This window comes from Aequorivita echinoideorum, from assembly GCF_018476645.1.
Lineage (GTDB): Bacteria > Bacteroidota > Bacteroidia > Flavobacteriales > Flavobacteriaceae > Aequorivita > Aequorivita echinoideorum.
In genome coordinates this window covers 294,702-321,566 of the sequence record NZ_JAHCTB010000002.1, presented here as the reverse complement: position 1 = coordinate 321,566, position 26,865 = coordinate 294,702, and the positions used below count along the sequence as shown (strand labels likewise).

Here is a 26,865-nt window from a genome sequence, read left to right as displayed (position 1 = left end):
TCTTTGGAATACACAAAAAATTGATTCCTTACAAAAGAGACCATTTACAAGCCAGACTAAGGCGATGAGGTATGTGAGAGAGTTTTTTGAATAGTAGTCGTCACGAAATAATAAATTGGCTTGTTTTTATAGAAGTGTTATTTGTTCTCTAAAATCATATTCAAAAATGAAGTCGGTTGAAGGAAGTAGTTTGGGTTTTCATCCAGTTTTTCACTACTACTAAAAAACATTTAAAGGATTGCTTCAATACTCATCGAAAAAGTTATTCGCATATTCTAATGATATTTTCTCCTGTTCAAGTCTCCAGTTGTTTGTTTTCAAAATCTCGTAAAGCTCTTGTTCTTCGTCTGTTAAGTTAAGTTTTGTGTAAATATTTCTCGGTGTTCCATTGTCGTCTTCAAAAAATTTGTTAAAAGCATGCTTGTCCATTAAAACACTTTTTGTGTGCGGAAAGTAAGTCCTAAATTGTGAGAGTATTTCAAAGCCTTGGACATCTATATCACCCCAATAAAGCAATTTAAGATTGTCAAACCAACGCACATATTTGAGATTGAAAACACTAAAACCACTACCAAAAATTGCTATGGTGTCATTCATTCTTGGAAGTGTCAAAGTAGTGTACAGTGTTGTCTTGTTTTCTACGACCAAAACTTTTTTGATTGGTAAGTTCAGATTTTCAAATTGGCTAACTGGAATTGCAATATCATCAATTCCCGAAAAAAATCTGTCCGATATTGTTTTGTCAAGTACCTTAAACCGAATTTGTGGTTCGGCATACTTTAAGTTAAACCTTTTCTCAAATAACTTTTCGTCTATTTTGATATGTGCTGAAATTAGAATATCAAGTAATTCTCTGATTACGCTTTGATTCTTCTCTAAAAACTTTGTATGAACCTTTATAGGTAATTCTCTTACGTACAAATTTGGTTTTGGATTTTGTTTAAAGTATTTACATACTTTCAAAATACTTTCCCATTCGGCTTGATTAGCAATTACCTTCAATGGATTTTTGATTAACCAATTTTTTAATTCTGGAAATGTTTCAAGGATGCACTTTGTGCTTTTAGAGAATAACTCAACTTCATTTTTTCGACCTAAAAATTTCAAAAAATCTTTTTCATTATCAAAATAAATTGAAATTGGCAAATCTTGAACACCTAAATATTTTGTCTTCACTTTCTGGAATTCCAATGTATAGCCAAATCCCTTTTTCTCTTTGGATTGGCTGATGATTTGTTGAATTTCCTTTTCAAATTCGGGTAACGAAGATTTTGTGTACGATTTATCGCCACGAATATTTATTTTTGAAAACGGAATATTTTCAACCAATGATTGAAGAAAAGAAGTGTATTTTTTCTCAGCTTTATTTTTTATTTCTTGAGGCGTAATCATTGGCTCAAATAATTTGTTTTTTCTTCTCTGAATTGTTCAATCGGCATATCATATAGCCAAGAATGCCTTTCTTCTTTGCGTTCTACAAAGTGAACGAATGAAATATCGTTTTCAACGATGTGAATATTATCACTTGGTGTAACCACCAATAATTGTAAATGAAGTTGCTTACATAGGGTTACTAAATATCTTGCTTTGTCTTCATCTTGTGCTTTAAACGCTTCGTCAATAGCAATAAATCGGAATGAATTACTTTGTAATCCTTCTTTAGTCAAACCAAATTGATAAGCAATTGCAGAGCCTAAAATTGTATAAGTAAGTTGAGCTTTCTCTCCACCAGAAAGCTGTCCCATAGCCTCATAAGTTTTGAATTTCTGGTTGGTCTCTTTGTAAAATTCTTCAGCTTTGTAGTTGAACCACGACCGAACGTCCATTACTTTTTTTCTCCAATCTTCTTTATCTAACTTTTCTATAAAGGGATGAATGTGATTGTTAAAGTGATATTCTCTTCCTTCAATTGTTTTCTCCATTTGATAGACATTAGGAACGGCTTCTTCCAATAGCCTTCTAAATTCTTTTACTTCATCATTGATTTTATTTGGTGCTACAAGTTGTATGTAAGTCTTTGGACTGTTTTTAAAATCTATAGCTTTTAGCGAATCATTCAGATGTCTAATGTTTTCTTTGATGGTATCCGACCAGTTTTCAAAGAACATTCTAAAATCACCAACTTTATTGGTGATGGTTTCCTGCAAATAATCATTAAATTTCTTTTCAAATTTTGGAAGATTATCCTTTTCTAATCTTTCCAAAAACTTTTGGTACTCGCTGATAAATTCTAAGTGAGTTGATTCGGGCAAAGCATTTACATCAGAACGCCAGTCTTTGTATTTGCTAGTAATAATTTCAGTCGGCTGTTTAAAGACATTTATTTTTACGCTGACTTCTCGCTCGTTTTGTTGCTTTTGTTTATTTAGTTCTGCTATTTCTCTTGAATTTTCATCCTGGAAATTTTTGCGTCTTGCTTCAAAATTCACATACTCAATATTCAACAAATTGGGATTTTGTATTTCAAACTCTGAGCTATCAATATTTCCCAAAGACTCAAAAATGGCTTTGTTGTCTTTTACCGTTTTATCAATATTATCTATATCGGTCTGTTTTTTTCCTTTAGCAAATACCTTGTTTTCAATCTCGACTTCAGAAAGTTGCTTCAACTTATCCTGCACATCTTTCAACTGCTCTTGTAATTTCTTAACTCTGTCATTTGTTTTTTCCAACGCTTCTTTCTGTTCCGTCTTTTCTTGTATGTCACGGGCATAAGATTGCCAATCTATATCATCATACTTGTCAAACTTTGAAAACAGATTGTGGCACTCATCTTTGAATGCTCCTAAATTTGTTATTTTAGAATTTTTATTTGCAATAGCGTTTTTGTTTTCCGTTTGTTGTTTTTGCAGATTGCCCAATTTTCTCTTTAAAGCCGTAATTTTCTCTTTATTATCCCAACCCAAAACATAGTTTTCTTTTCTCGAAATATGTGGCCGGTCGTCTTTTTCGTGTTTTCCTTTTCTGAATTTTATTAAGCCATTCTGCGTAATAACCATTTCTGAATGACGTTCAAATTCTGAAAGATTATCCACACAAGTAAAGTTGAATTGAGCTTCCAAATAATTCTCAATCCATTCAGCATACTGCGTTTTGGGCTTTATCTCAATTTTATTAACTAAGGAATTTTCGTTAATGTCCTTATGTCGCATACTTTTAAGATAATCCTGTTGTTCGTACTTGTCGTAACGAATTCTACCTCTCAAGTCATTGTTGTTCACATACTGATTTACTTTTGAGTAGTACTTTGGTGGAACAATCAAACGCAAAGCGAAATTGTGAAGCACTTTTTCAATAGAAGATTCCCAAGCTAATTCATCTTCCGTTACTTTAATCAATTCACCTATGAAAGGAACTTCGTCTTTGGTAGCTCCAATACTTGAAATAAGTTCTTCTCTAATATCCGCTACTCGTCCCGCAATGTTATTTTTATTTTTTTGAAGCGTTTGAATGGTTTTTACTAATTCGTTAGTCGATTCAGTAAACTCATCTTCTTTATTTTTTAATGCTCGAAGATTTTCACTTTCATTTTCAATCTTTTGTTGTGTGCTTCGCTTTAACTGTTTTGCATTTTCACGATTTTCATTAAATATGCTTTCAATTGGATTGGCAGGCAGTTCAATGTTTCGAGCGATTTTGTTGTAATCATCAAGCTTCTTACTTCGATTCTCTTTTAATGTTGTTAGGCTCTTAATCTCCTTTTCTAAATCTTTTATTTTGCTTCCGACTTCATCCTTTTCAATAGAAATAGAAATTGCTCTTTCTTCCTGCTTTAATTTTTCCTCTTTACTTCGTAAATCCGCTAATTCATCATTCAATCGTTGCAATTCTTCTTTGCATTTTTCTAATTCCTTTTGACCCAACTCAACACCTTTTTGGGCAAACCAATAGACAGCCGTTTTTTTTGAATACTCCAACTGTTTCAAGTTTTCCTGAATTTCCCCCAGTTTGTTAGCAATTTTATTAATTGGTGTAAGCTGTTTGATTTGTTCTTTTGCTTTTTCAATGTTGGTTTTTGCATCCATTAATGTGAGAAAGCTCTCTTTTAATTCAATGAACGCTTCTTCTGAATTTTTGCCATTCTCTGTGTACTCCTCCAACATATTGGTTCTGACAAACTCATCTAAATCTTCCAAGACCTTTACCCCGACAACTTGGTTGAATAAGCTCAAAGCTTTTGTAGAACGCATTCCGAAAAGATTTGACATTCGTTCTGCATAAGCAGTTGGGCCGTCTAAAAATTCTATTTTTCGTTTGGACGTATTCGCATTGTAGATTTTATCTAATCGCTTTTTCCAATTTCCTTTACCGTCAAACTGACTGAAATCTTTTTCTATTTCAAGAGGAATGTGAGCAATACCGAATTGTCTTCTTAGTTCGCTGTTCGAAAACCAACGTACTTGGAATAATGTGATTTTCTTTTCATCCGTATTTTTAAAATGAGCAAGGATTACAGAATAAGTGCTTGTGTCACGCAACTTTTGTGTGGAAGTAGAAGTCTTTCCTTCTTCTTGAATATTTCCGTAATGCCCCAAAACATAAGTTTCTTCTGTGCGGTCGCCTTTTTTCTCAACACCTGAAGATTGATTATAAAAACGGTCTCTTTTAGCAGGAACTACTAAAGTTAACAAAGCATCAATATATGTGCTTTTTCCAGAAGCGTTTGCACCAGTCAAAAGCGAATTATTCCCTTGGGGATTTATTCTAAAAACTCTTTCATCAAAAGTTCCCCAATTAAAAACTTCCATATATTGAAGTCTGAACCCTGCTTTATCCGAACTTGTACTAAACAGACTCAACATATGCTTGTAACTTTGTTTTAAATTCTTGTAATATATCAGGGGTGATTTTTTCCTTGATTATTCGGTGTATCTGATATTTCGTTTCGTTGTCTTTTTTGCTGATTTCTTTCAAGTAGCCAAATTCAACTACTCTTTTTATGTAGTTGTCCATATCTTTTTGAAATTTCAACTTGTTGTAGCCTTCTTGCAAAAAGAGTTCTAATTCGTCTTTTATTTCGGCATCAGTAATAAATTTCTCAGTAGCCAGCTGTGTCGGATTGCTGTCAAATTCTTCTAAGCTTTGTCTTAAAACTACAAGTACAATCGATGTTTCAAATCCAATTTGTCGTCTTTGAACTAAGCCAAGTGTTTTTCCTTCGTTGTCTTCAAATTGTTTTACAAACGCAAAACCATCGTCTTTTTTTACAATGAGTTCTAATCCTATTTTACTGATGTATTCTTGGATTTCAATTTGATAATTTATTATATCGTCCCATACGTTTGAAGAACGTTCGACAACGCCCTTTAGCAATTTTACAATTGCTTTACTGTACGGTGTTGTATTTTGCTCTAAAGTGCTCATTTGGTGAAAATAATTTCAGGGATTTGTATTTGTTTGTTGTTTTTAGAATTAAAAACGATACTTTGAGTATTGTCAGGGCTGATATAATGTTTAAAGTCTTTTGCAATGCCTATGTATCCAAACAATTCGGGCAGCCCTTTTTCAAGTCCTCCGTAAATTTCAACGATATCTAATAGTGTGGTTTGTGATTTTTCATTTAAAACATCTTTAACTCTTTTTCGCAACAAAGCTTTGTCAATGTTTGATTGTGAAAACAACTTACCTAAATGCGCGGACGAAGTAATGCTTTCATCCGCAATTTCTGGTTTACTTATATATGTAATTTCTTCGCTTTGTTCTGTTGTTAATTTTCGTTCAAACGGAATGTTGATTTTGATTTCCATTTCCAGTTCAAACGAAGTTTCAGGTTTCCTTTTTGTTTTGCTTATTGCTACAAGCTGTTTCTTTATTTCTTGGATGATGGTTTTGGTGGCTTCCGATTTTGAACCTTCGTTTTCACGAATAATACGGCTTAATTTTTCAGCCATTTTATCGTTGGCTTTATAGACCTTTTGACCTGAATTGTGAAGATGTCTTTTCATTTCTTTCAAGAACGGGTCATTTACACAAATTGATTTTTCTTCTAAAGTTCTATACAATTCCTTAGTTAGAATTTCCCATCGGTTTTGCAAGTCAGGGTTTAAAATGAATGACCAAAATGCATAAAAGCTTTTTCCTTGCGGACTACTTTTCAGTTCATCCAAAGCATCAAAGGTAAATTCCAAGATATCGCTTTTGGTTAAACTACCGTCAGCGTGCTTTTGATAAATCCCCTTTGTGATTTCTTTGAAATTATCTTCAACCTCCTTAAAATCAGATAATAATTCTTTGGCTGATTGATTGATTTGATTAAAGCGAGGAACAATTTCAAACTCTTCGAAAACCTTAACATCTTCTCCAATTTTTATTCTCTGAATTTGCTGTTCAATTTCTAATTTCTTTTCTTCCAACAACTGAATACGTTTCTCAGCATCTTCATTGGTAAATTCAACCAATTCCTTCAATTGATTTAAAATGTTGTTGAATTTTGATTCAGTCCCAACAAATTCCTCTTTTTTTAAACTTGTCAACCAGTCTATAGTTTTGCTCGAATGAGCTGAAAGTTCATAAAAAACCTCTCCTTGTTCATCAGGGTAGTTAGCTAAGAAGCCTTTGTTTGTCCAATAATGTATATATTTTTTTGCCTTTTCTTCGTAAGTGTCAAAAACATTGATTTCACTGTCCTCATCATTTTCAACTTGTTTGTACTCTAAGAAATCAGCTAATTGTATTTGAATATTATCTGACGAAATTGTGTTTTGTCCACTTGAAAAGGTATTTGTAAGAAATTCAATAATCATTTCTCGATTTCGCAAACGCAGAAGCTCAACACTTGGTGAAGTATTTAGCGTGTTTAGTATTTGAAAAATGTCTGCCATTGTCAATATTTCTGCTTATTAGGAATTACACCTCTCACACCACCTCGCGGATCTTTAACGTCATTGTTATATCTTGGAATTAAATGAATATGTACGTGATTTACTGTTTGGCCCGCTTTTTCTCCCACGTTAATTCCAATATTGAAACCTTCAGGATTAAATCTTGCTAAAACTATTTCTTTTACTTTATTCAACATAAAAATACAAGCAGCCTGTTCTTTAAATGTTAAATCGAAATAATCTGAACAATGCCTTTTTGGAATTATTAAAGCGTGTCCATTATTAACAGGAAATTTATCGTAAATAGCATAAGCTGTTGCTGATTCTACGATTAATTCAGTGTCTGAATTGGGGATGCAAAATGGGCAATCGATTTTTTCCGTTCTGATTATTTGATTGTAATGTTGATATTCATAAATCTCACAATTTTCATTTTTGAAAAATGATTTTGAATTTAATATCACATTGCATTGGTAAGTTTTCTTTTGATGGATTTTATGCGTTCTAAATCCTTCATATTGCAAATCACGTCTTACTGCAATATAAACTTTTCCCGTTGGCTTGATGAGTTGCGATAATTCCATCAAAATAGTTGCCTGCTCTTCAGGTAAGAGAACATTCAAAACATAAAAACAAATTATCGTGTCATACTTTTTGCTTGGATAATTTGGCAAATGAAATTTGTCATAGCCTTCAATATTTATCCCTTTAGCTTTGAGTAATTTAACATCACTCCCAAAACCGCAACCAAAATCCAAAACACTACCAACTATTAGATTATTATTAAGCAATATTTTCGCAGGAAAAGACAGAGTATCTCTTTCCTTTGCGGTCAAGTGGCTATTTGGATTTGATTTTAAATTTTCCATCCTTCAAAACCTCTGTTTTCAATTAAATAGTTACAACTATTTTGTAATTGTGAAATACCGATATCTTTCCAAGAATCGAATGATTGGTTGCCCAAAAGTGAGACTTGAATTTCTTTTTGGAATCGTTTAGATTGATGTTTATAAATGATTCCCCAATAATCAATAATTAGATTTTTTTGCCTTTCAATAATTTCTGGTGTGGGTACTTTATTTCTCTTTTTATTATTAATTCTTTTGTCTGAAGGAATCAAGTTCCAAAGATCATTGTTTTTCCAAATGGAAAAAGGAATCATATGGTCAATATCATAGTTTGAAATTTTTCTGCCTGTCCAAACGCAATAAATATTACCTTTTTTTTGAAGAATTTCTTTATAAAGTTTTTTCGATTCCTTAACATCTCTTAATGTTATTGGACTTTTTAAAACTTCATTAAGCACTTTATGAACGGAAAGATTATTGCCGGAAGCATTTACTGAAAATTCTGCCCATTTAAATAAAATAGAATCTTGTCCATTGATGAAACTACCTAATATTTTAAATGCTTGGTAATATTCAAGAGGAATTGAAAATGTTCCAAATTCCTTGATTAAGATTTCAATATCTATTGTCGATTTTTTTCTGATTATTTGGTTTTCATAATTGAAAATGGAATAAAAGTCATTGCTAATAGAACGCCCAATATATTTCATTGGCATTTTAGTAATAGTATCTCTAAGTTTTTTTGCTAGTTCAAAAAAATCACTTTGCAAATCTTCAGGTATTCCTTTATTCTTTAAGTCGTTATAAAAGGCAGAAAAACCGCCACGAGTTTCGTAATCAAAAATTAGTTTACTTAACTGATTACTGAAAGCTAAATTCGTTTCACCATTAATTTGTGGAATTGACGTATGAGATTGCAAAATTGGATAATAATATATCAACCATTTTTCAATGAGAAGTCCAGTTGGAATATGAACACGGTTTTCTAAAAAAGAAATATATGGTGAATTGTCTTGAATAATATCGATTACCCCGCGTAATAGTGCAAACTTGTAAGTAGAACTTTTACTGTCGCGTTCAATAATTTTGCTGATGTTATAAAAGATTTCTGTAGTCATTAGCGAGTAATCTTCAAATATTAGTAGTTAATGTCAAAATTTAAAAATCATTTGATTCATAAATTATCATCACCCCACCCCCAAAACACGCATTCCGCCAGTATCGGGCAATTCCAAAAGCTCCCCATTTACATTTTTATAAAACCGCACCCCCACCACCATCACTACGGCAATGTTTTCAGGTAGCGCACCGTCTATTCCCAAGGAAAGATTTAAGGTTAGGGGCGCAATCGTTTTTTGGGTCAAGGCTATGGGTTGGCTACTTGTAAAAACTGCGGGTGTGCGTAAAGGTTTTTCCAAAGGCTCATAACATTTTTGCGTTTCGCTGTATGCGTAATTTGGTACGGTTGCCGCGCCTAGTAGAAAACAAAAATGGGTACTGTCAGCCGCCGCGGTTATCTGCTTTTTTCTGTCCAAAAGAGGGGAGGTCCAGCGCAGGGCGTTTCTATCCGCATTCAGCGTGGGTTTCTCATTAATGCCGCCTACGCTATAGACTAGCGGTCTGGCATTTATAAATTCAAAGCCCTCAAGCAAGTTTCCGTTTTGCCTAAGGTTCAATTCCCGTTTCCCGCGGTTTCCGGCTCCGGCCGCTACAACCTTTCGCATCGCCCCGCTCAGCCTGCCCGAAAAATACCTGTCGCACAGGTCTTTTCTTGCGGTCATAAACGCCAGGCGCAATACTTTGGCCGCTGTGCTCGCCCCGCCCATCTCCATCATATTGTCACGCGTACCTTGGCTCTTCGGGCTATTTTTTATCTTCTTTTCATCAACCTTGGGCGTTAGCCGCACGATGGTCCCTTTTTCGTCCTGCGAAAAGGTTAGGCCGCCCAGCGAGCCCGTTAATTTCAATAGGTCATTTTTTAAACGTGCCATAGTATTTTTTTAGATTCCCAATAACTTCAAATCTGGGTGTTTAATAAATTCCTTAAAAATAGATAAGCAGGCAAAGGCCGTATGGCTTATGCCCAAATAGGGGAGAGAACCAAAAGGGTAAAGCGCACGGTCAAAACCGTACCAACCATTTCGGATAAACTAAACTAACCAATTCCATTCAGAATGGCAAATAATAATATGCAGTACAATTAAAATTTATGCGGTTTCTGAAATAGCTTAAAGTATTTCATTTTATAAATAGAAAATCCCACGTTTCCACTTGTGAGCTTCAGGGTCAATCGAGTGATGGGGTTATGTGCTTTTGCTTTTTTGAATTTTAAAATTAAGTTCACATTATGGAATAATTGGCTGTATCAATACTTCATAATAACAATCAGTTTTTTACTTAGATTTACTTTTTATAAGTACCAAATACAAATACTACACTCCTGTGTGATGTTATTTTTACCCACACTTGTGCGCATTTATAAATTTAAATGGAAACCCATAAAATCAATTATGAAAAACTATTTAGCAATTTTATTTTTAATTTCTAATTGTGTATCCGTATTTTCTCAATCAGATACCTTGAATCAAAATCAAATCAGCATAAAACGGATGGGTGACAACTATGAGTATTGGAAATCTGATTCCAAATTCACAGGTATTATAAAAGTAAGATTGTCTGATACGTATTGCTATCAAGAGGTAAAAAATGGCATTTTAAAGAAAGATGGGTGCGCTAACGTTGAAAATCCAAAGGCTATATTTGTTTGGTCTAGCATAGCAAAAGATTATGACCCTGAAAAGGCACTTACTTTTGATAAATTACAGCAACAAATACAGGAAATAAGCTATCGGTCCAAGGGTGGTGATAGTGCAAAGTTTGATGAAAAAACTCTTATGCTCAATGGTGAAGAATATAATGGATATATAATGCAACGTGATACGCTATATTTCTATTATTCTGGAAAAGACAGGTTTTTTAATACCTATTTTAAAAATGGTAACATCCACGAGTATATAGAAAGTAAAGATCATCGTAAACATGGTCTATATATTAAATATGATGAATTAGGCGAGATATTGGAACAGGGAAACTATTCAATGGATAAGAAAACAGGGGAATGGGTTGAAAAAAATTTACAAACGCTATGTGTAAACAACTACGTTTATGGAAAAAAGACTGGTCTTAATCATTACTACAAAAATGATAGGTTGATTTTGATAGAAAAATATAATTATGGAGATTTAGGCTATTACGTTGATGTAGAGTACAAGGGTGATTCGGTGTATCACAAAAAATATAGTATGGACGGAAAATTATTATCCACTTCTATTTACAGGGATAATCAATTAATGGAATTCATAACAAATTAAATTAAGTTGTGCAGTAGATTTTTACAAATGATACTGAGGTTTTATTATTGCCCTGCTCCCGGGCTCGCCAAATATCTGGAGTGCAAGAGTGGGTCGGTAACATCATGAAAAATAACTAAGAAACACAAACATCAATATTTACTATATTATACAATGGCGATTATTTTAAGTATCATCAGATTAAAATTAATAGTAGTTTTAATAGTAATTCCAATAATAGGCGTTGCACAGACATCTACTTATTCGTTTACATCCCCAGAACTAATCCCGAACCAAAAAATTAAGGACTTATTGGATAAAAACATAGAACTATGTTTTGATAATACCGATATAAGTACCCGTGAATTACAACAGCATATCCAATTCTATACAATAAATGATTCTTTAAAAGTGAGCTTAGTTACTTCTCCAAAAGTAATTTTAGATACTAAAGTAGATTGGGGATTGTTAAATATTAAGGGCGTATTTAAATATAGAAATAGATTGGTAATTGTTGAAGTAGATGAAAATACAGAAAAGGTTTATAAGAGTTTTTTTAGAAAAAAATCTAAAGCAGTTAAATCAGTAATTGATTTAAACGTAAATGCTGAGCCATCTTGCATCACACTTTATTTTTTGGAGAACAAAAACTTTATATTTCTTCATAAAACCTTTATGTTTTAATTAAAAAATATAAAAATTTATAGTTTTATATATTGATACTTGAACAGTTTGTCTAGGATGGGTACTATTTCAAAATAGTCAAATTCACACAAATAATAATTTCCCCTCACTACCGCGCGATTGCATCGCGTGGTTCTGCTACCTCTGCTACCGCGCTTCCGAGATTTCGGGAGTGCAGGAATGGGGAGATTGGTGGCTTGGCGGAGGCTATTTTGGCAGAAAATTAGGAGCGCTTGCCAGATTTTTAGGACTTAACCCAATCACTGCCGTAGAAATAGGACTAGCAGGAGGAGCGGCTGGTGAATACGTTGATACGCAATTGGGGAGAATCCTTTGTTCAATTTTTAATAGAGGGCCAAAATGAAAAATTACCTTAATATTTTACATTACTGTTTTTATCTTTTTTTTGTCAAATTGGATTATTGGTTTAATAAAGTGAATCCCTTTTTACTGCTCTATAAAATACCTTCTATAAAAAAATATCATCAAAAACAAGATTGGAACCCATACCATGAGCGAAAGAAGATATGGAACGATCAAAAATATGGTTTCAATATCATTATTGCAGGTGGAATTTTAATCGCAACACTCGCAGGAATATTTATTAGCTTGGTTTTTTTAATTAATAATATATTTAAAATATATACAACTATTCCTACTTACATTATTGTAACAAGCTGTGCTTTAGCTTACTTTATCAGCTATTTGTTTGAATTTAAGGAGGATATGTATTTAAACTATTTTGAAAAATACCAATTTTGGAATGTTAATAAAAAAAGAATGAATATATTTCTTTCTTTACTTTTTGTGGTATTTGTTATGATTGTAATCATATTTTGTGTGTTCAAAAATTAGTCTTAAAATGAAAAAAGATAATGAACATAGTTTTGCTCTTATCTATTATTATAAGTTGTTCAAATATATCTTCAATCAAATATCAATCTGAGAAAGGGTGATCATTCCATTATAACCCTGTTCCTGCACTTCGGAGATTTCAGGAGCGCAGGAGTGATATGGGATATCATTCGAAATAAAAAAGAACTAAAACATTAATATTTACTATATTATACAATGGCAATTATTTTCAGTATCATCAGATTAAAAATAATAGTAGTTTTATTGGTAAGTCCAATAATAGGCGTTGCACAGACGTCTACTTATTCGTTTACATCCCCAGAATTAATCCCAAACCAAAAAATTAAGGACATATTGGATAAAAATATAGAACTATGTTTTGATAATACCGATATAAGTACCCGTGAATTACAACAGCATATCCAATTCTATAAAAAGAATGATTCTTTAAAAGTGAGCTTTGTTACTTCTTCAAAAGTAATTTTAGATACTCAAGTCGATTGGGGAATATTAAATATTAAGGGCGTATTTAAATATAGAAATAGATTGGTAATTGTTGAAGTAGATGAAAATACAGAAAAGGTTTATAAGAGTTTTTTTAAAAAAAAATCTAAAACAGTTAAATCAGTAATTGATTTAGACGTATACGGTGAGCCATCTTGCTCCACACTTTATTTTTTGGAGAACAAAAACTTTATATTTCTTCATAAAACCTTTATGTTTTAATTAAATCATAATAAAATATAGTTTTATATATTGATACTTGAATAGTTTGTCTAGGACGGGTACTGTTTCAAAATTGTCAAATTCACACAATAATAATTTCCCCTCACTACCGCGCTCCCGAGATTTCGGGAGCATCGCGTGGTTCTGTTGCTACCACGCTCCCGAGATTTTGGGAGCATCGCGCGGCCAAAAGCTTAAGCCATTGCTTCCTATTTCCATTTAAAGAGTTAAATGTTGTAGAGTTCCATTCTTTTTTGAAGTGTTTTTTTCATCCGTTTCTATGGAGGAATTTAATTTTAGATCTAGTTTGGTACTCCCTTTTGTCTGGTACTTTCTTTTCCCAATAATAGACTCCACCTCAAATTCAGCCGTAATCTTTGCCACTGTAATAAAGTCTATTTCAATAGGGTACCTTTAAACCCCTCGCAAACCATTATGGAATTTCAGAAAATATTTTAAAGTCAATATGTGATTCCAAATGGTTGTGCTTAGGGTATTTTCTAAAATCAAATTCAATAATGCCCTGTTCTAATTCCCCAAAAGAGTCCAAACAATTTACTATTCTCCAACCAGCAAACATTTCTCAAAATATACCAGCGTAATGTTCAAGCCTTTTTCGTCTCGTGATTTTATAATGAAATGTAGAGTTCCGTATGGGTTATGCAATTAATGCGAATTCTTGTAAAAAAATCATAGCCAAATACATAAAAATGTGCCGTATACTGCTATCAGATTAAGTGAAAAACCAATCATAAGCCCCTTTTACTACCACGTAAATACGCATAAAGTTCGGGTAAAGTCCGGGTCACCTTAGGGTTAGCTTTGAATAATTTCCGGGTAAATTTGTAGTTTGGATGATTAATCCGCGCACTCCCCTTGTGCATAGGAGGTCACTCCCGCGCGATCCGCAGCGCATGGGTTGCTATAGGTCTTGCCATCGCAACCGCAAACGGGCGCATATTCCATAGTACAGGGGCCATCGCTTATTTTGGTAGTATCAATACAAGCAATCGTCTTTCCACCGCCGCAGGAGGATGCTGCCATCATCCCAATTAGTAAAAGACTTGTAGCCAATACGGATTTTCTGTTAGGGAATGTCATATAGTTATCATGCTTTTGCGACTTCTAAAATACGCTTTTTTACAAACACTCCAACTTCCCACGTGTATCTTTATTTTCATATAATTTTGTAAAATCTTCCAGTAATTCGTTTACTGGCGGGCAGGAAACGGTTTTGTTCCCAATGCCATCGGGGTCTGTTGCTTTTCCTGTGGAGCGAGTAGTGTACTTCTTTTCCAGACATTCCGTAAGGCTATTATTGATAAGGTAGTAACGCTTTTCAGAAATATCATCTTTCGTAGCTCCTTCTTCTTCTTCCGCCTCCCCATCAAATTGCCAAGTAGTATGTTTATAAAAGATGAAATAGGGCTGGTTATTCAGAACATAATAACGGTCTACGGCCTCATTATGCGAATATTCGTTATAAGCGTGCTCTATAAGCCTGAGTTTGTTGTCATTTAGATAATACGTTACCGTGCCACCGCGTTCCCCATTGCAGTTATAGGTAAAACTGGAAGATGTATAGCGATTGTGGGTAATATCCAGATTGGTCTTTTCATACGCCTGCTTTACATCTCCCAAACTCTGAATCTTTAATGGTATTTCTCCCTCAACGCTTTTGCTTGGAGGGGTGGTGGGAATTTCGGTCAGTACATCCTCTTTCTGCTTCTCTTGATTTTCACACGCTGTTGTAAAAAGTAATAACAGAGCTATAATAGCATATTTCATAGCGGTTTTTATGTAAAAATAAAAAGATAAACCCACCGACTAATTGCGAAGGGAATTAACTATTTGTTAAAATTTGATAGGGCTATTATGTCCGCGAATTAATTTCAATCCATTAGAAATCTACAACGGTAAAGGTAAATTCAAGATCCCTTTTATCACGGTCTGTGCCTCCATTATCGTTATCGCCAATTACCACAGTAAATCCGGTGGCAGTCCTGTTTCTATAGGCAATTGCTGGATCATCAAAATCACTTCCGTCACAATTTCCATTACAATCCACATTCGCCAAATTAATAATATAATTTGCTGAGGGTCTCGCTGAAGAGAACGTTACTTGATAGATCCCCTTTGAAGTTCTGCTTACCGTGGCGCCAAAAAGTTTGGGTGTTGTAAAGGTGGTGGCGGTACCGCCCGCAGGCACTACCAAACCTGCAGCAACAATCTGCGGAATCCCAGATATGGATTGCCAGCTTGCATTTCCGTTCGCATCAGATGTCAATACTTTATTATTGTCATCTCCCGGGGTGGCATCCACATAGCGCAGCGTGCCATTTACCTGTAGCCGTGCCGTGGGGGAGCTTGTACCTATACCCACTGTAACATTGGTATCTGTAGCATCACCCAAGATAATACTTCTATTTTGACTGGCTACGGCTCCTTTCCCAATAGCCGTAGCACCCGAACCGCTTGCCGTGGCTCCGGTTCCAAAGGCCGAGCTGTTCAAAGCTGTCGCCGATGCACTGTTCCCCACTGCGGTGGTATTGCTTCCGTTTGCGGTAGCCTGTCTTCCAAAAGCAAGCGCATCATCCGTCTGTGCTCGTGATTGTGAACCTACGGCAACACCATTTGAACCGGATGCAGTTGCCTGATAACCTATGGCTGTGGCTCTTGTAGCGGTGGCAACAGCTGTATTCCCTATGGCGCTGCTTTCGTCTCCACCGGCATTTGAATTGTATCCTATTGCCGTTGCGCGCAGCCCAATTGCTTCGGCATTTCTTCCAAAGGCGGCGGCATTATCTGCCGTGGCTTCTGCCTCAAACCCCACGGCAAGTGCATTTGTTCCTGTGGTAACAGAGCTAATCCCAAGATTCAGCGAATTGTCTATTTTGAAGCTCCCTACCGCAACATTATTTATTCTAAAATTTAGAGGTTGGGCGTTTACGGTGCCCAAAAATGCTCCCGTGGCACTGGAATTTCCGGTAACGGACCATTGCTGGGAATCTGTAGCGGAAGATTTTACCATTAGCCACGAAGATCCATTCCAAAAATAATATCCCACACCATTACCGCTAGTAACCGCAGGGTTTGTATTGTAGATCATAAGGCCTATGGCATTTGGATTAGTGCCGTCAATACTATTATTTGAAATAGTATTCAGAAAAACCCTGGGAGCTATAAAGCCTTTGTTTGTTGCCGTAATGTCAAGGGCGCTGGAGGGGTCGGGATTTGTAGTGCCTATACCCACTTGGGCTTGTGCATAGGTTATTGCCAATAGAAAAAAAAGGGGAAGTAATTTTTTCATCAGTTTGTTATGTGTTGATTTGGGTGAGAAATATACGCAAATTTTAAAATATCGGTTTTTCCCATATCAAAATCGTGCAATAATGAATATAGACGGCAATAATGTTCGCCATTCCCAAAAGTCATATATATGAAAAGCCCTATATTTGCCGCCCATTAAGAATAATGATATGAAAACCACCTTCGACGTACTGATTGAGATCCCAAAAGGCAGCCGGAACAAATATGAATATGATTTTAAATTGCGAAAGATCCGTTTTGACCGTATGCTCTTCAGCAGTATGATGTACCCTGCCGATTATGGTTTTATCCCTGAAACCCTGGCGCTGGATGGCGATCCACTGGATGTTTTGGTACTGGGAGGCGAGCCTACATTTCCCATGTGCGTTATGGAAGTGAAACCGATAGGCGTTTTCCATATGGCCGATGAAAAAGGCCCGGACGAAAAGGTCGTCTGCGTCCCCGTATCAGACCCCATCTGGAGCAGCTTGAACGACCTATCTGATATAAACCCTCATTTGGTGCGCGAGATTGAGCATTTCTTCCAAGTATATAAGGATCTTGAGAAGAAAAAAGTAGATGTGGGCGGTTGGGGCGATGCCACCGAAGCAGTTTCCATCTACAAGCGCTGCGTAAAACGCTACAAGGACACTCCAGAAGTATTAGGGCATTTCAGTATTTAATTTTTTTGGCTGTTGGCTGTTGGCTGTTGGCTGTTGGCTGTTAGCTTTTAGCTGTTAGCCGTTGGTCTGGTGTTTAGTCCTTTAAACTCTAAAACATTTAATCATTTAATCCCTTCATCCAACAATCCAACAATCCAAAAACTTCCTATTTCGTATCCCAACCTATTTCCCTATTTTTGCAATCGCAAATTTTGAAACCAATCTAAATTAATTAAATAATGGAACAGAACATTATCTTTATTCCCATTGCACTTGCCGTTCTTGGGCTTTTGTTTATGCTCGTGAAAATGAGTTGGGTAAAAAAGCAGGCCGCAGGAAGCGACCGCATGCAGTTTATTTCAAAGAGTATCAAGGAAGGTGCCTTGGCATTCCTAAATGCTGAATATAGATTGCTGTTGATTTTCGCTGTAATTGCTGCCGTTCTTCTTTTTATTGTATCCATCATTGTGGAATCTACTAGCTGGATGATAGTACCGGCATTTATCTGTGGGGCCATTTTCTCTGCCTTGGCTGGAAATATCGGGATGCGTATTGCAACCGATGCCAACGCCCGTACTGCCGAAGCTGCAAAAACCAGCCTACCACAGGCACTTAAGGTTTCCTTTGGTGGCGGTACCGTTATGGGGCTTGGTGTTGCTGGTCTTGCCGTTCTTGGGTTAAGCCTATTTTTTCTATTCTTTATTGGCCAATTCATTGGCAACGACCCTGTAAATTTTTATACTGAAATGACCATCGTTCTGGAAGCCCTTGCTGGTTTCTCCTTGGGTGCAGAGAGCATTGCGCTTTTCGCCCGTGTAGGAGGTGGTATCTATACAAAAGCTGCCGATGTGGGAGCCGATCTAGTGGGGAAGGTTGAAGCTGGTATCCCAGAAGACGATCCACGTAACCCAGCAACCATTGCAGATAACGTGGGTGATAATGTGGGTGACGTTGCCGGAATGGGGGCAGACCTTTTCGGAAGTTATGTGGCTACCGTTCTTGCCGCTATGGTGTTGGGGAACTACGTAATCCGTGATATGTCCTTGGATATTCCGTTTACCGATGGATTCAATAATATGGGGCCAATCCTACTTCCAATCGTGATTGCAGGGGTAGGTATCCTTGCTTCTATTATAGGTACTTTCTTTGTTAGCATTAAAAATAATGATGCCAAGGAAAGCCAGGTTCAAAAAGCATTGGATACAGGTAACTGGGCCGCAATTCTTATTACGCTTATCGCAAGTTGGTTCTTGATTGACTGGATGCTTCCGGAAACCATGAATATGAAATTCTTTGGTGAAGGGTATAAAACCATTGCCTCCATCAATGTGTTCTGGGCTGCGTGTATTGGTCTTGCCGTTGGGGCATTGATTTCATTCGTAACCGCATATTATACCAGTTTGGGTAAAAAACCTGTATTGGATATCGTAAAAAATTCCTCCACGGGTGCAGCAACCAATATTATTGCAGGTCTCGCCGTGGGGATGTATTCCACGTTTGCATCGGTATTGTTATTTGCAGCCGCAATCTATGGTTCGTATGAACTTGCCGGTTTTTATGGAGTGGCATTGGCCGCTTCAGCAATGATGGCTACTACGGCTATGCAACTTGCTATTGATGCCTTTGGACCTATAGCCGATAACGCTGGAGGTGTTGCCGAGATGAGCGAATTGGAGCCGCACGTTCGTGAGCGTACAGACGTCTTGGATTCGGTAGGAAACACTACTGCTGCCGTTGGTAAAGGTTTTGCGATTGCTTCCGCGGCGTTAACGGCATTGGCGCTTTTTGCCGCTTACGTTACCTTTACTGGTATTGATGGTATTAATATTTTCCGTGCAGATGTACTGGCCATGTTATTTGTGGGAGGTATGATTCCCGTAGTCTTTTCGGCTATGGCTATGAAATCCGTAGGAAAGGCCGCAATGGAAATGGTACAGGAAGTGCGCAGGCAGTTCCGCGAGATTCCAGGCATTATGGAAGGAACCGGAACGCCACAGTATGCTAAATGTGTGGATATTTCAACAAAAGCTGCCCTAAAGGAAATGCTTCTCCCCGGATTGCTTACCATTATTACGCCTATAATCATTGGTCTGCTTTTTGGCGCTGAACCGCTTGGAGGCTATATGGCGGGTGTTTGCGTGAGCGGTGTTATGTGGGCTATTTTCCAAAACAACGCCGGGGGGGCTTGGGACAATGCCAAGAAATCCTTTGAAGCGGGCGTACTCATCAATGGCGAAATGACCTATAAAGGAAGTGATGCCCATAAAGCTGCCGTAACGGGCGACACCGTGGGAGATCCTTTCAAGGATACTTCAGGTCCCTCAATGAATATTTTGATTAAACTTACCTGTTTGGTCGGTTTGGTAATTGCACCAATCCTCGGAAACCACGGCGATGTGAATATGCCACCAAAAGATTCAGAAGCACCCATTTCATATTACACCAATGCAAAAGGTGACAAGATAGTTTTAACGAATGAGCAGGTTCAGTATATTGAGACCGGAAGCACTATTGGGAACGGTGAAAATCTTACCGATAAAACCGAAACTATGGTTGAGATGTTGACCAACGACAATACCGATCAGGTAACCGCAAAGGTCACGATTACCACAACTGTGGATGGCGTTGAAACAACCGAGACTAAAACTTTCACCGGCACCGAAGAGGAAGTAAGAAGCCAATTGAAGGATGTCGAGGGAATGAAAATTAAGGTAAAGGACAAAGAATAACACGCTTCTTTAACCCACGTTTCTTGGCACAAAAGCCAAACCGAAAATTAAAACCTGCAAGGTTTCCAAAACCTTGCAGGTTTTTTTAATTTTAAAAAGCCAAAAGCCAAAAGCCAAAAGCCAAAAGCCAAAAGCCAAAAGCCAAAAGCCAAAAGCCAAAAGCCAAAAGCCAACAGTCAAAAGCCAAAAACACCCATCCATTGTTTAATATTTTCAAAAAAGACCCCTTACAGATTATTACCTTCCGAAGCTACGGAACGTCCAATCATCTATATATAAAAGGTCGTGCGCTGGAGGATGAAAATATAGATCTTTCAAAAAAGGGATTTTTCACCTTGCTCTGGAATACCTACAAACGTTTTGAAACCGATCTCATAAAAAATACCCCGCTCAAAGTAACGCTCCCGGACGGTAGAATTATTCAAACCAAAACAGACCATCATGGGTATTTCTTGATTGATGAGACTATTGAAGGCCTACATCCTTTGGTTGATGAAAACGGTTGGTTGCACTATAAAATCTCTTTCGTTGAAGATTTTCCAAAACGAAAAATCCAGCAGAACAATTCATTTAAAGGTGAGGTTATGATTACTTCTGAAACCGCAGAATTCGGGGTAATAAGTGATGTGGACGATACCATTATGCATACCGGGCTTACCTCCAGATTTAAATGGAAAGTTTTAAAGAATACGGTTTTTAAACGTGCTGAAAAGCGGATTCCGCTGGAGGGCGCGGCAGACTTTTATGAAAAACTGCAGAATGGATCTACCGGCAACCAAAGCAACCCAATTTTTTACGTAAGCCACAGTCCGTGGAATCTATACCGATACCTTGAATATTTTCTTCAGAAAAACCATTTTCCGAAGGGGCCTATTCTATTGCGGAGCTTTGGGAATATTTTTCAAAAGAAAACCCAAGCTGAAAAACCACAGAAACAAAAGGAAATCATAAACATCTTAAAAACGTATCCGCAGCTGCCCTTTATCCTTATTGGCGATAGTGGCGAACACGACCCTGATATCTATATTGAAATTGCCGAATCGCATCCCGAAAGAATTCTTGCCATCTACATGCGCAGCGTAAACCATTCCCGTAAGATGCTTCGCGTAAAGGGTCTTTTTGAAAATTATGAGACGGTCCCGGTCTTGTTGGTTTCAGAAAGTAGTGCTGCCGTTGCTCACGCGCATAAGCAGGGTTTTATTCAGTAATATTTTTGAAATAGTCGTAGATTGCCAATTGCGATTGCACCGGCTCTTCTGAGTTGGATACGTATTCGTTTTGTTGTTCGGCATCAATAATTCGCGCTTTTAGGTTGTCATCCAATTCAATATTGATTATTTCCCGGATGGTTTTCTTATGGTCTTCATCCAAAATAGGCGTAACCACTTCAATACGGTGGGTAAGATTGCGCGTCATCCAGTCCGCGGAGCCTATGAATATCTTTTCATCGCCCCCATTTCCAAAGATATAAACCCTTCCGTGCTCCAAAAATCTGTCTACAATACTGGTAATGTAAATGTTTTCGCTTTGGCCCACAATACCCGGCACCAGTGAGCAAATACCTCTTATTAAAAGTCGAACTTCCACGCCCGCATTGCTCGCCTTATAAAGTTCCTTTATCATTTTCTCATCCTGCAAGCTGTTCATCTTCAATATAATCAGGCCCTTATGCCCATCATTGGCGAGTGCAATTTCTTGTTCCACCAAAGCCGTAAAACGTTCGCGAGAAGTAAAGGGGGAAACCAATAACTGTTTGGTTTTTGGGATAATCATCTCACGTTCCAAGACCATAAAAACCTTTTTGAGGTCTTTGGTGATTTTCTTATGGGAAGTCATCAACCCAAAATCAGTGTACAGCGTCGCAGTATTTTCATTGAAATTTCCCGTGGCTATGTAGGCATACCGCTTCGTCTTTTCCTCAATTTCACGTTCAATGTAAAGTATCTTTGAATGCACTTTTATATCGGGATAACTATAGATTACCCGCGCGCCGTTTTCCCTAAAAATAGCACCCCATTTCAAGTTGTTGTGTTCATCAAACCGTGCTTTCACCTCCATAAAAATGGTAACGTCCTTTCCTTTTTTTGCGGCGAGCGCGATGGCATCATTAAGTGCCGACTCATCCGCAGAGCGATAAATGGTCATTTTAATAGTAGTGACCGTATGGTCTGTAGCGGCTTCTTCCAACAGTTTTATAACAGGCTCAAAACTTTGGTACGGGTAGTGGAGGAGCTGGTCCTTTTTGTCAATAGCCTCAAAAATAGAATCGCAATCTGTCAAGACCGGATGCGGCAATGGCGGAAGTTTTTCATTGGAAAGCTTCTTCTCGGTAGGGTTTGGAAACTTGAAAAAGTCCTTGAAATTATGATAGCGCCCGCCCAAAACAACATCGGTGTGGTTTACGTCCAAAGCCTTTTTTAGCACATCCCGAAAATCCTTCGGCATCTTTGGGTCTATGAGTACGCGGGTGGCCTGCCCGGTATCGCGTTTTGGGAGCGCGGCCTTGATTTTTTCCATTAGATTGCCGGAGAATTCATCTTCAATATAAAGCTCTGCATCGCGGGAAATCTTAATGGAATAAAATTCTGATATGGAATCTTCGGCGTAATCTTCCAAGAGATTATGCTTTAAAACATCATCTATAAAAGTGATGTTGAAAGTATCATTGTCGCTTGGGAATACGAAAAATCTGGGTTCGGTTTCGGGAATTTCAACCAAAATAAATTCGTCCTCACTTTTTTGCCCTGCCAGATAAAGCATTTCATTTTTCACAAAAACCGAATGGTTGCCGGTGCAGGGGTTGCAGCTTACATCGATAATTTGTTTAAGGCTTTCATCGTAATAGGCTTTTGAGATTTCTTTTTGTTCTTTGGAAAAATCCTCGTAGCGAATGAGGTTTATATTTTCCGAAGCCAATTGTGGGATTATTTCTTGATTGAAAATGCGTCCGAATTCATTTTGCTGAATATCTACCTGTTTTTTTATTTCCTTTAAAACGCGGTTAGGCTTGGTAATAAGTTTTTTACGAAGGGGTTTTTTTATGTTTTTTATCTGCCGAATATCTGAAACCCGTACCCGGAAGAATTCGTCCAGATTTGATGAAAAGATTGCCAAAAACTTGATGCGTTCGTATAGCGGATTGCGTTGGTCTGCCGCTTCCTGTAAAACGCGGTGGTTGAAGCGGAGCCACGAAAGGTCGCGGTGGTAAATTTTTGAGTTGTAGAGTGATGCCATAGTGTTATGGCAAAATAATAGTTTTAAAACTGAAACTTTGTGAGGGAAACGTTAAGGTTTAATTGAAATTAAAACAGCCCGTGCAACTCTGCATCAATCTTATTGATAACCTGTCCCAAATGTTCTGGATCGTCCACAAAGTTGATATTGTCCACATCAAAAATGATTAAATTTCCTTTGTCATAATTATGAATCCAAGCCTCGTAACGCTCGTTTAGGCGACTTAAATAATCTATGCTTATAGAGTTTTCATACTCGCGACCCCGTTTGTGGATCTGGTTCACCAAGTTTGGGATGCTGCTCCGCAAATAAATCAAAAGGTCTGGGCCCTCGGTTACGGTTTCCATCAGGTCGAATAGGGAGCGGTAGTTTTCAAAATCACGGTTGGTCATTAATCCCATCGCGTGCAGGTTTGGCGCAAAAATGTAGGCATCCTCATAGATGGTCCTATCTTGAATTACATTTTTACCTTTTTCACGTATTTCGACAATCTGGCGGAAGCGGCTGTTCAAAAAATAGATTTGTAGATTGAAGGACCACCGTTCCATTTGATTATAAAAGTCGTCTAAATATGGGTTGTCCTCCACATCCTCATAATGCGCTTGCCATTTATAATGTTTTGCGAGTAAACGGGTTAAGGTAGTTTTCCCGGAGCCAATGTTTCCAGCAATTGCTACGTGCATAGTGCTTATTTATTTGGGGTGGTTAGTGTAAAGGTGTGCAAATTTTTGCCGTCATAAATATACAGGAAATCATTGGTTAGCTGCAAATCCTTTATCTCCATTTCGGGTAATTTCAATTTCACTGTTTCTCTGGACGCCTCATCATTTCGCTTGGCGAAATCTGGTAGGTAATAGAGCGAATTTTCTTTTAGGGCGATTAGGTTTTCGTTTTGCTGAATTATTTTTTCATAACCGGGTGTGTCTGCTTCATTTAAAATACTCCCGTAAATATTGAAGGCACGCAATTTCTGCTCGGTGAGCATAAAACAGTAATTGAAATTGCTTGCCTGTGAAATCAATTTACCGGGAAAAGGTTGGGAAACTATGGTCTGTAATTTTGAGGAATAATTGTAAAGTTCCAGCTGCTGGGTGTCCATGTTAAAAAGCCAAAGGCTATTGTTGCCAGCGTTTGTGGCGGTGCTTACGTTCAGAAATTGCGGTAGGTTGTTAAATACAATCCGTTCAATCTCATTCAGCCTATTATCCAGTAAAATGACAGTATTCGTATCCTGAAAAAACACCACCACTTTCAGTGGATTTATTATATCAACAGAGGTTATCCGCCCCAATTGCAGGTCATTATAAACAAAATCACCATCGGGACCGGATTTTTTTAGTACTCTGTTTTCAATGGAATAAATATTCTTGTATGAATCTACCCCTACAAATCTATCGGCTACAAAAGGCAGACTGCTTTCCGAAGTCAACGATTGCGAAAAGCTAAATTGATAGAAAAACAGAAAAAGAAGTAAAATCCGCATAGGTGACGCAAGATACAAAATTGAAATTTCAGTAACTGTTTTTTTGGGAATAGCTGCGCACGTTTTTCTTAATAAAATGCTTTAAAACTTTGAAGGTAATCATAATTGTAAATGTTTTAAGACCAAATTATTTTACCTTTCAACCAAAAATTGTTGTTATGCGAAATATTTTCCTGGGCATCGTCATTGCTTTTGCCATTGTTTTTTTGCTTCGGTATTGCGAAAATCAAAAAGACGATCGCGAGCAGTTGGAAGCGAACACGGCGCTGATTCAAAGGGAAATAAAAAATGTGGGCAAACTCATTGTTACGGAAGGAAGTTACGCGCAAGTGTATAGCTATAGTGATAGCCGGGATTTGATGTTTGGGCTTGTGCCTTCCAAAAAGGGAGCGCTGATTGTAGTGAATGCCAAGGCAACCATTGCGTACGATTTAAGCAAGGTGAACAAAATTGTGGATGAGAATACGCGCACGGTAACAATCACGGACATTCCGGAGCCGGAACTATCCATCAACCCAAATATTCAGTATTACGATATTTCGCAACAGTATTTCAACCAATTTACCGCTTCAGATTACAATAAAATAAAAAGCAGAATTGAAAAATCCCTTCGGAAGAAAATTGAGGAGTCTGAGCTTCGCACCAATGCAGAAAACAGGCTTATTTCCGAACTTCAAAAAATATATATTTTGACCAATTCCATGGGTTGGACGCTTCGATACAATTCAAAAGTTGTTGAAAATGAAAATGATTTACAACAGTTGAAATTATAGCAAGTATTCGCGCGCGTGGCCGTTTTCAACAAGCCATAAATTCACGTCCAGGCCATCAATTACTATGTTTGCCAAATACCTTCCGTATTTTTCCTGTTTATCTTTGTAAGAATTGATAATGACCTCCTTATCCAGTATCATTTCCCGTAAAATATCCCGGACTATAAGTCCCTGTTCCCGTTCCTCGCCTCGAATTTCCGGCGTATCTATGCCGTAAAGTCTGAATTTCATCTGCTGGAAATGAAAAAAACCGAGATCAACCATTGCGGTGATTGTATCACCATCATAAACATCTATTACCTTCGCTTTGTATTGGTACATAATTTTAATTTTTGGTTAGTCTATAAAGCTACAAAATTCTGGCTTTGAATATGTTGCTAATTCAGATTTTCGAAATGAAACTGTTGAAAATTAAATATTTCGTCCCAAACTGTTCCACCCTCCGCCGTTAATGGCCTCAATCCCATTTTTCTTTAGAATTCCAGCGGCACTGGCACTGCGAACGCCGCTTGCGCAGCAGGTAATTATTGGCTTATTCCAATTTTTAATTTCTGAAATTTTTGAGGAAAGTATTGGCAGCGGAATATTTTTGGAACCGGGAATAGCCCCGTTTTTGTATTCATTTTCACTTCTTACATCAACTATATAGGCTCCACGATCTTTAAATTCCTGGATTTTTGCTGTTTTGTTTCCGAATAAAAAATCAAATAGTCCCATAATTTTATTTTTATAAGCCTAAATTTACTCCTTTCTGCTTAAAATATATCTTTTTCAGAATCGCTATCTTGCGGAAACTATGAATAAGATTTCCCGTAAAAATGAAATTATTCAAATGGCCTCAAAACTCTTTAAGGAAAAGGGTTACAGTGCCGTGACAATGCGCGATATTGCTGCGGGCATAAACATTAAAGCGGCCAGTCTTTACAATCACATAAGCGGTAAACAGGAAATTCTTTCAGCAATTATTTTAAATGTTGCCAAGGAATTTACGGTTGGTATGGATGGCGTAATTGCCAAAAAAGGAAGCGCTATTGAAAAAATTGAGCGCGTAATTGAACTTCATATAGACATAACGGTCAATTATTCTGAAGCCTTGGCTTCTTTGAATAATGACTGGATGCATCTTCAAAAGAATGACCTGGCTGAATTCATAAAAATGCGGGAACGCTATGAGGAAAATTTCCGAAGCATCATTAAGCAGGGTATTGCCAGTAATGAATTAAAACCCAATCATCCTGAGGTTATTCTGTTTTCAATATTTTCCACCTTGCGGACTTTATATTTATGGTACGAAAAGCGGGGAAAACTGGACGTGAATATTTTGAAGAAAGATATGGTTTCGGTATTGATTAAGGGAATAATTTAAATAAAATCCCCTCCTTTTAGGAGGG

Annotated in this window: 27 protein-coding genes; 11 read left to right on the top strand and 16 right to left on the bottom strand. The window is 37.1% G+C overall.

The window, feature by feature from the left end; genetic code table 11:
• Window positions 1–243 precede the first annotated feature (243 nt).
• The 7 genes from KIV10_RS05205 to KIV10_RS05175 form a co-directional block, all read right to left on the bottom strand.
• A complete protein-coding gene (locus KIV10_RS05205; protein ID WP_214112427.1) occupies window positions 244–1,392 on the bottom strand; it encodes a Wadjet anti-phage system protein JetD domain-containing protein in 1,149 nt (382 codons plus the stop codon).
• Complete coding sequence (locus KIV10_RS05200) at window positions 1,389–4,748, bottom strand: ATP-binding protein (protein ID WP_246516198.1); 3,360 nt, start codon at window positions 4,746–4,748, stop codon at window positions 1,389–1,391. The genes KIV10_RS05205 and KIV10_RS05200 overlap by 4 nt, the downstream gene beginning before the upstream one ends.
• Before the next feature lie 37 nt (window positions 4,749–4,785).
• Window positions 4,786–5,364, bottom strand: a complete 579-nt coding sequence (locus KIV10_RS05195; protein WP_214112425.1) for a DUF4194 domain-containing protein — start codon at window positions 5,362–5,364, stop codon at window positions 4,786–4,788.
• On the bottom strand, window positions 5,361–6,821 hold the full coding sequence (locus KIV10_RS05190; RefSeq protein ID WP_214112424.1) for a DUF3375 domain-containing protein: 1,461 nt from the start codon (window positions 6,819–6,821) through the stop codon (window positions 5,361–5,363). Before KIV10_RS05190 ends, KIV10_RS05195 begins: the two co-directional genes overlap by 4 nt.
• A 2-nt stretch (window positions 6,822–6,823) precedes the next feature.
• Complete coding sequence (locus KIV10_RS05185; protein WP_214112423.1) at window positions 6,824–7,690, bottom strand: bifunctional class I SAM-dependent methyltransferase/HIT family protein; 867 nt, start codon at window positions 7,688–7,690, stop codon at window positions 6,824–6,826.
• Window positions 7,678–8,787, bottom strand: coding sequence for an HNH endonuclease domain-containing protein (locus KIV10_RS05180; protein ID WP_214112422.1), 1,110 nt, complete (start codon window positions 8,785–8,787; stop codon window positions 7,678–7,680). The genes KIV10_RS05185 and KIV10_RS05180 overlap by 13 nt, the downstream gene beginning before the upstream one ends.
• Window positions 8,788–8,856: 69 nt before the next feature.
• Complete coding sequence (locus KIV10_RS05175; protein WP_214112421.1) at window positions 8,857–9,660, bottom strand: hypothetical protein; 804 nt, start codon at window positions 9,658–9,660, stop codon at window positions 8,857–8,859.
• 519 nt (window positions 9,661–10,179) lie between these two features.
• Here KIV10_RS05175 and KIV10_RS05170 point away from each other — a divergent pair.
• The 6 genes from KIV10_RS05170 (at window position 10,180) to KIV10_RS05145 (ending at window position 13,507) form a co-directional block, all read left to right on the top strand.
• The gene (locus KIV10_RS05170; RefSeq protein WP_214112420.1) at window positions 10,180–11,040 is read left to right on the top strand and encodes a toxin-antitoxin system YwqK family antitoxin; all 861 of its coding nucleotides are present in this window, start codon (window positions 10,180–10,182) and stop codon (window positions 11,038–11,040) included.
• A gap of 153 nt (window positions 11,041–11,193) precedes the next feature.
• On the top strand, window positions 11,194–11,703 hold the full coding sequence (locus KIV10_RS05165) for a hypothetical protein (protein WP_214112419.1): 510 nt from the start codon (window positions 11,194–11,196) through the stop codon (window positions 11,701–11,703).
• 172 nt (window positions 11,704–11,875) lie between these two features.
• Entirely contained in the window at window positions 11,876–12,067 is a 192-nt protein-coding gene (locus KIV10_RS05160; RefSeq protein WP_214112418.1) for a hypothetical protein, read from the top strand.
• Window positions 12,064–12,558, top strand: a complete 495-nt coding sequence (locus tag KIV10_RS05155) for a hypothetical protein (protein ID WP_214112417.1) — start codon at window positions 12,064–12,066, stop codon at window positions 12,556–12,558. Before KIV10_RS05160 ends, KIV10_RS05155 begins: the two co-directional genes overlap by 4 nt.
• Window positions 12,559–12,774: 216 nt before the next feature.
• Window positions 12,775–13,284, top strand: coding sequence for a hypothetical protein (locus tag KIV10_RS05150; protein ID WP_214112416.1), 510 nt, complete (start codon window positions 12,775–12,777; stop codon window positions 13,282–13,284).
• Between the two features lie 73 nt (window positions 13,285–13,357).
• A complete protein-coding gene (locus KIV10_RS05145; protein WP_214112415.1) occupies window positions 13,358–13,507 on the top strand; it encodes a hypothetical protein in 150 nt (49 codons plus the stop codon).
• On the opposite strand, the gene KIV10_RS05140 is transcribed toward KIV10_RS05145, so the two are convergent.
• The 4 genes from KIV10_RS05140 to KIV10_RS05125 all read right to left on the bottom strand — a co-directional run bounded on the left by KIV10_RS05140 (window position 13,504) and on the right by KIV10_RS05125 (window position 16,594).
• Complete coding sequence (locus tag KIV10_RS05140; RefSeq protein ID WP_214112414.1) at window positions 13,504–13,668, bottom strand: hypothetical protein; 165 nt, start codon at window positions 13,666–13,668, stop codon at window positions 13,504–13,506. The two genes, KIV10_RS05145 and KIV10_RS05140, sit on opposite strands and share 4 nt — an antisense overlap.
• Before the next feature lie 474 nt (window positions 13,669–14,142).
• Window positions 14,143–14,385 carry a Kazal-type serine protease inhibitor family protein gene (locus KIV10_RS05135; RefSeq protein WP_214112413.1) on the bottom strand — a complete coding sequence of 81 codons (243 nt, stop codon included), beginning with the start codon at window positions 14,383–14,385 and terminating at the stop codon, window positions 14,143–14,145.
• Window positions 14,386–14,424: 39 nt separating this feature from the next.
• Entirely contained in the window at window positions 14,425–15,072 is a 648-nt protein-coding gene (locus KIV10_RS05130; RefSeq protein ID WP_214112412.1) for a hypothetical protein, read from the bottom strand.
• A 112-nt stretch (window positions 15,073–15,184) separates the two neighbouring features.
• Window positions 15,185–16,594 carry a hypothetical protein gene (locus tag KIV10_RS05125; protein WP_214112411.1) on the bottom strand — a complete coding sequence of 470 codons (1,410 nt, stop codon included), beginning with the start codon at window positions 16,592–16,594 and terminating at the stop codon, window positions 15,185–15,187.
• Window positions 16,595–16,763: 169 nt separating this feature from the next.
• Here KIV10_RS05125 and KIV10_RS05120 point away from each other — a divergent pair, with 169 nt between their 5' ends.
• The 3 genes from KIV10_RS05120 to KIV10_RS05110 all read left to right on the top strand — a co-directional run bounded on the left by KIV10_RS05120 (window position 16,764) and on the right by KIV10_RS05110 (window position 21,192).
• Window positions 16,764–17,276 carry an inorganic diphosphatase gene (locus KIV10_RS05120; RefSeq protein ID WP_214112410.1) on the top strand — a complete coding sequence of 171 codons (513 nt, stop codon included), beginning with the start codon at window positions 16,764–16,766 and terminating at the stop codon, window positions 17,274–17,276.
• A 218-nt stretch (window positions 17,277–17,494) separates the two neighbouring features.
• Complete coding sequence (locus KIV10_RS05115) at window positions 17,495–19,984, top strand: sodium-translocating pyrophosphatase (RefSeq protein WP_214112409.1); 2,490 nt, start codon at window positions 17,495–17,497, stop codon at window positions 19,982–19,984.
• Between the two features lie 200 nt (window positions 19,985–20,184).
• Window positions 20,185–21,192, top strand: a complete 1,008-nt coding sequence (locus KIV10_RS05110) for an App1 family protein (protein ID WP_246516197.1) — start codon at window positions 20,185–20,187, stop codon at window positions 21,190–21,192.
• On the opposite strand, the gene ppk1 is transcribed toward KIV10_RS05110, so the two are convergent.
• From ppk1 to KIV10_RS05095, 3 genes are all read right to left on the bottom strand, one after another.
• Entirely contained in the window at window positions 21,182–23,218 is a 2,037-nt protein-coding gene (gene ppk1, locus KIV10_RS05105) for a polyphosphate kinase 1 (protein ID WP_214112408.1), read from the bottom strand. The two genes, KIV10_RS05110 and ppk1, sit on opposite strands and share 11 nt — an antisense overlap.
• A 68-nt stretch (window positions 23,219–23,286) precedes the next feature.
• The gene (locus KIV10_RS05100) at window positions 23,287–23,901 is read right to left on the bottom strand and encodes a deoxynucleoside kinase (protein ID WP_214112407.1); all 615 of its coding nucleotides are present in this window, start codon (window positions 23,899–23,901) and stop codon (window positions 23,287–23,289) included.
• Between the two features lie 5 nt (window positions 23,902–23,906).
• Window positions 23,907–24,701 (bottom strand): hypothetical protein, encoded by a 795-nt coding sequence (locus KIV10_RS05095; RefSeq protein WP_214112406.1) that lies wholly within the window; start codon window positions 24,699–24,701, stop codon window positions 23,907–23,909.
• Window positions 24,702–24,859: 158 nt separating this feature from the next.
• On the opposite strand from KIV10_RS05095, the gene KIV10_RS05090 reads away from it, so the two are divergent.
• On the top strand, window positions 24,860–25,474 hold the full coding sequence (locus KIV10_RS05090; protein ID WP_214112405.1) for a DUF4230 domain-containing protein: 615 nt from the start codon (window positions 24,860–24,862) through the stop codon (window positions 25,472–25,474).
• On the opposite strand, the gene KIV10_RS05085 is transcribed toward KIV10_RS05090, so the two are convergent.
• Complete coding sequence (locus KIV10_RS05085) at window positions 25,469–25,795, bottom strand: thermonuclease family protein (protein ID WP_214112404.1); 327 nt, start codon at window positions 25,793–25,795, stop codon at window positions 25,469–25,471. The two genes, KIV10_RS05090 and KIV10_RS05085, sit on opposite strands and share 6 nt — an antisense overlap.
• A gap of 90 nt (window positions 25,796–25,885) precedes the next feature.
• A complete protein-coding gene (locus tag KIV10_RS05080) occupies window positions 25,886–26,191 on the bottom strand; it encodes a rhodanese-like domain-containing protein (RefSeq protein ID WP_214112403.1) in 306 nt (101 codons plus the stop codon).
• Between the two features lie 79 nt (window positions 26,192–26,270).
• Here KIV10_RS05080 and KIV10_RS05075 point away from each other — a divergent pair, with 79 nt between their 5' ends.
• Window positions 26,271–26,840, top strand: coding sequence for a TetR/AcrR family transcriptional regulator (locus tag KIV10_RS05075; RefSeq protein ID WP_214112402.1), 570 nt, complete (start codon window positions 26,271–26,273; stop codon window positions 26,838–26,840).
• Window positions 26,841–26,865: the final 25 nt, after the last annotated feature.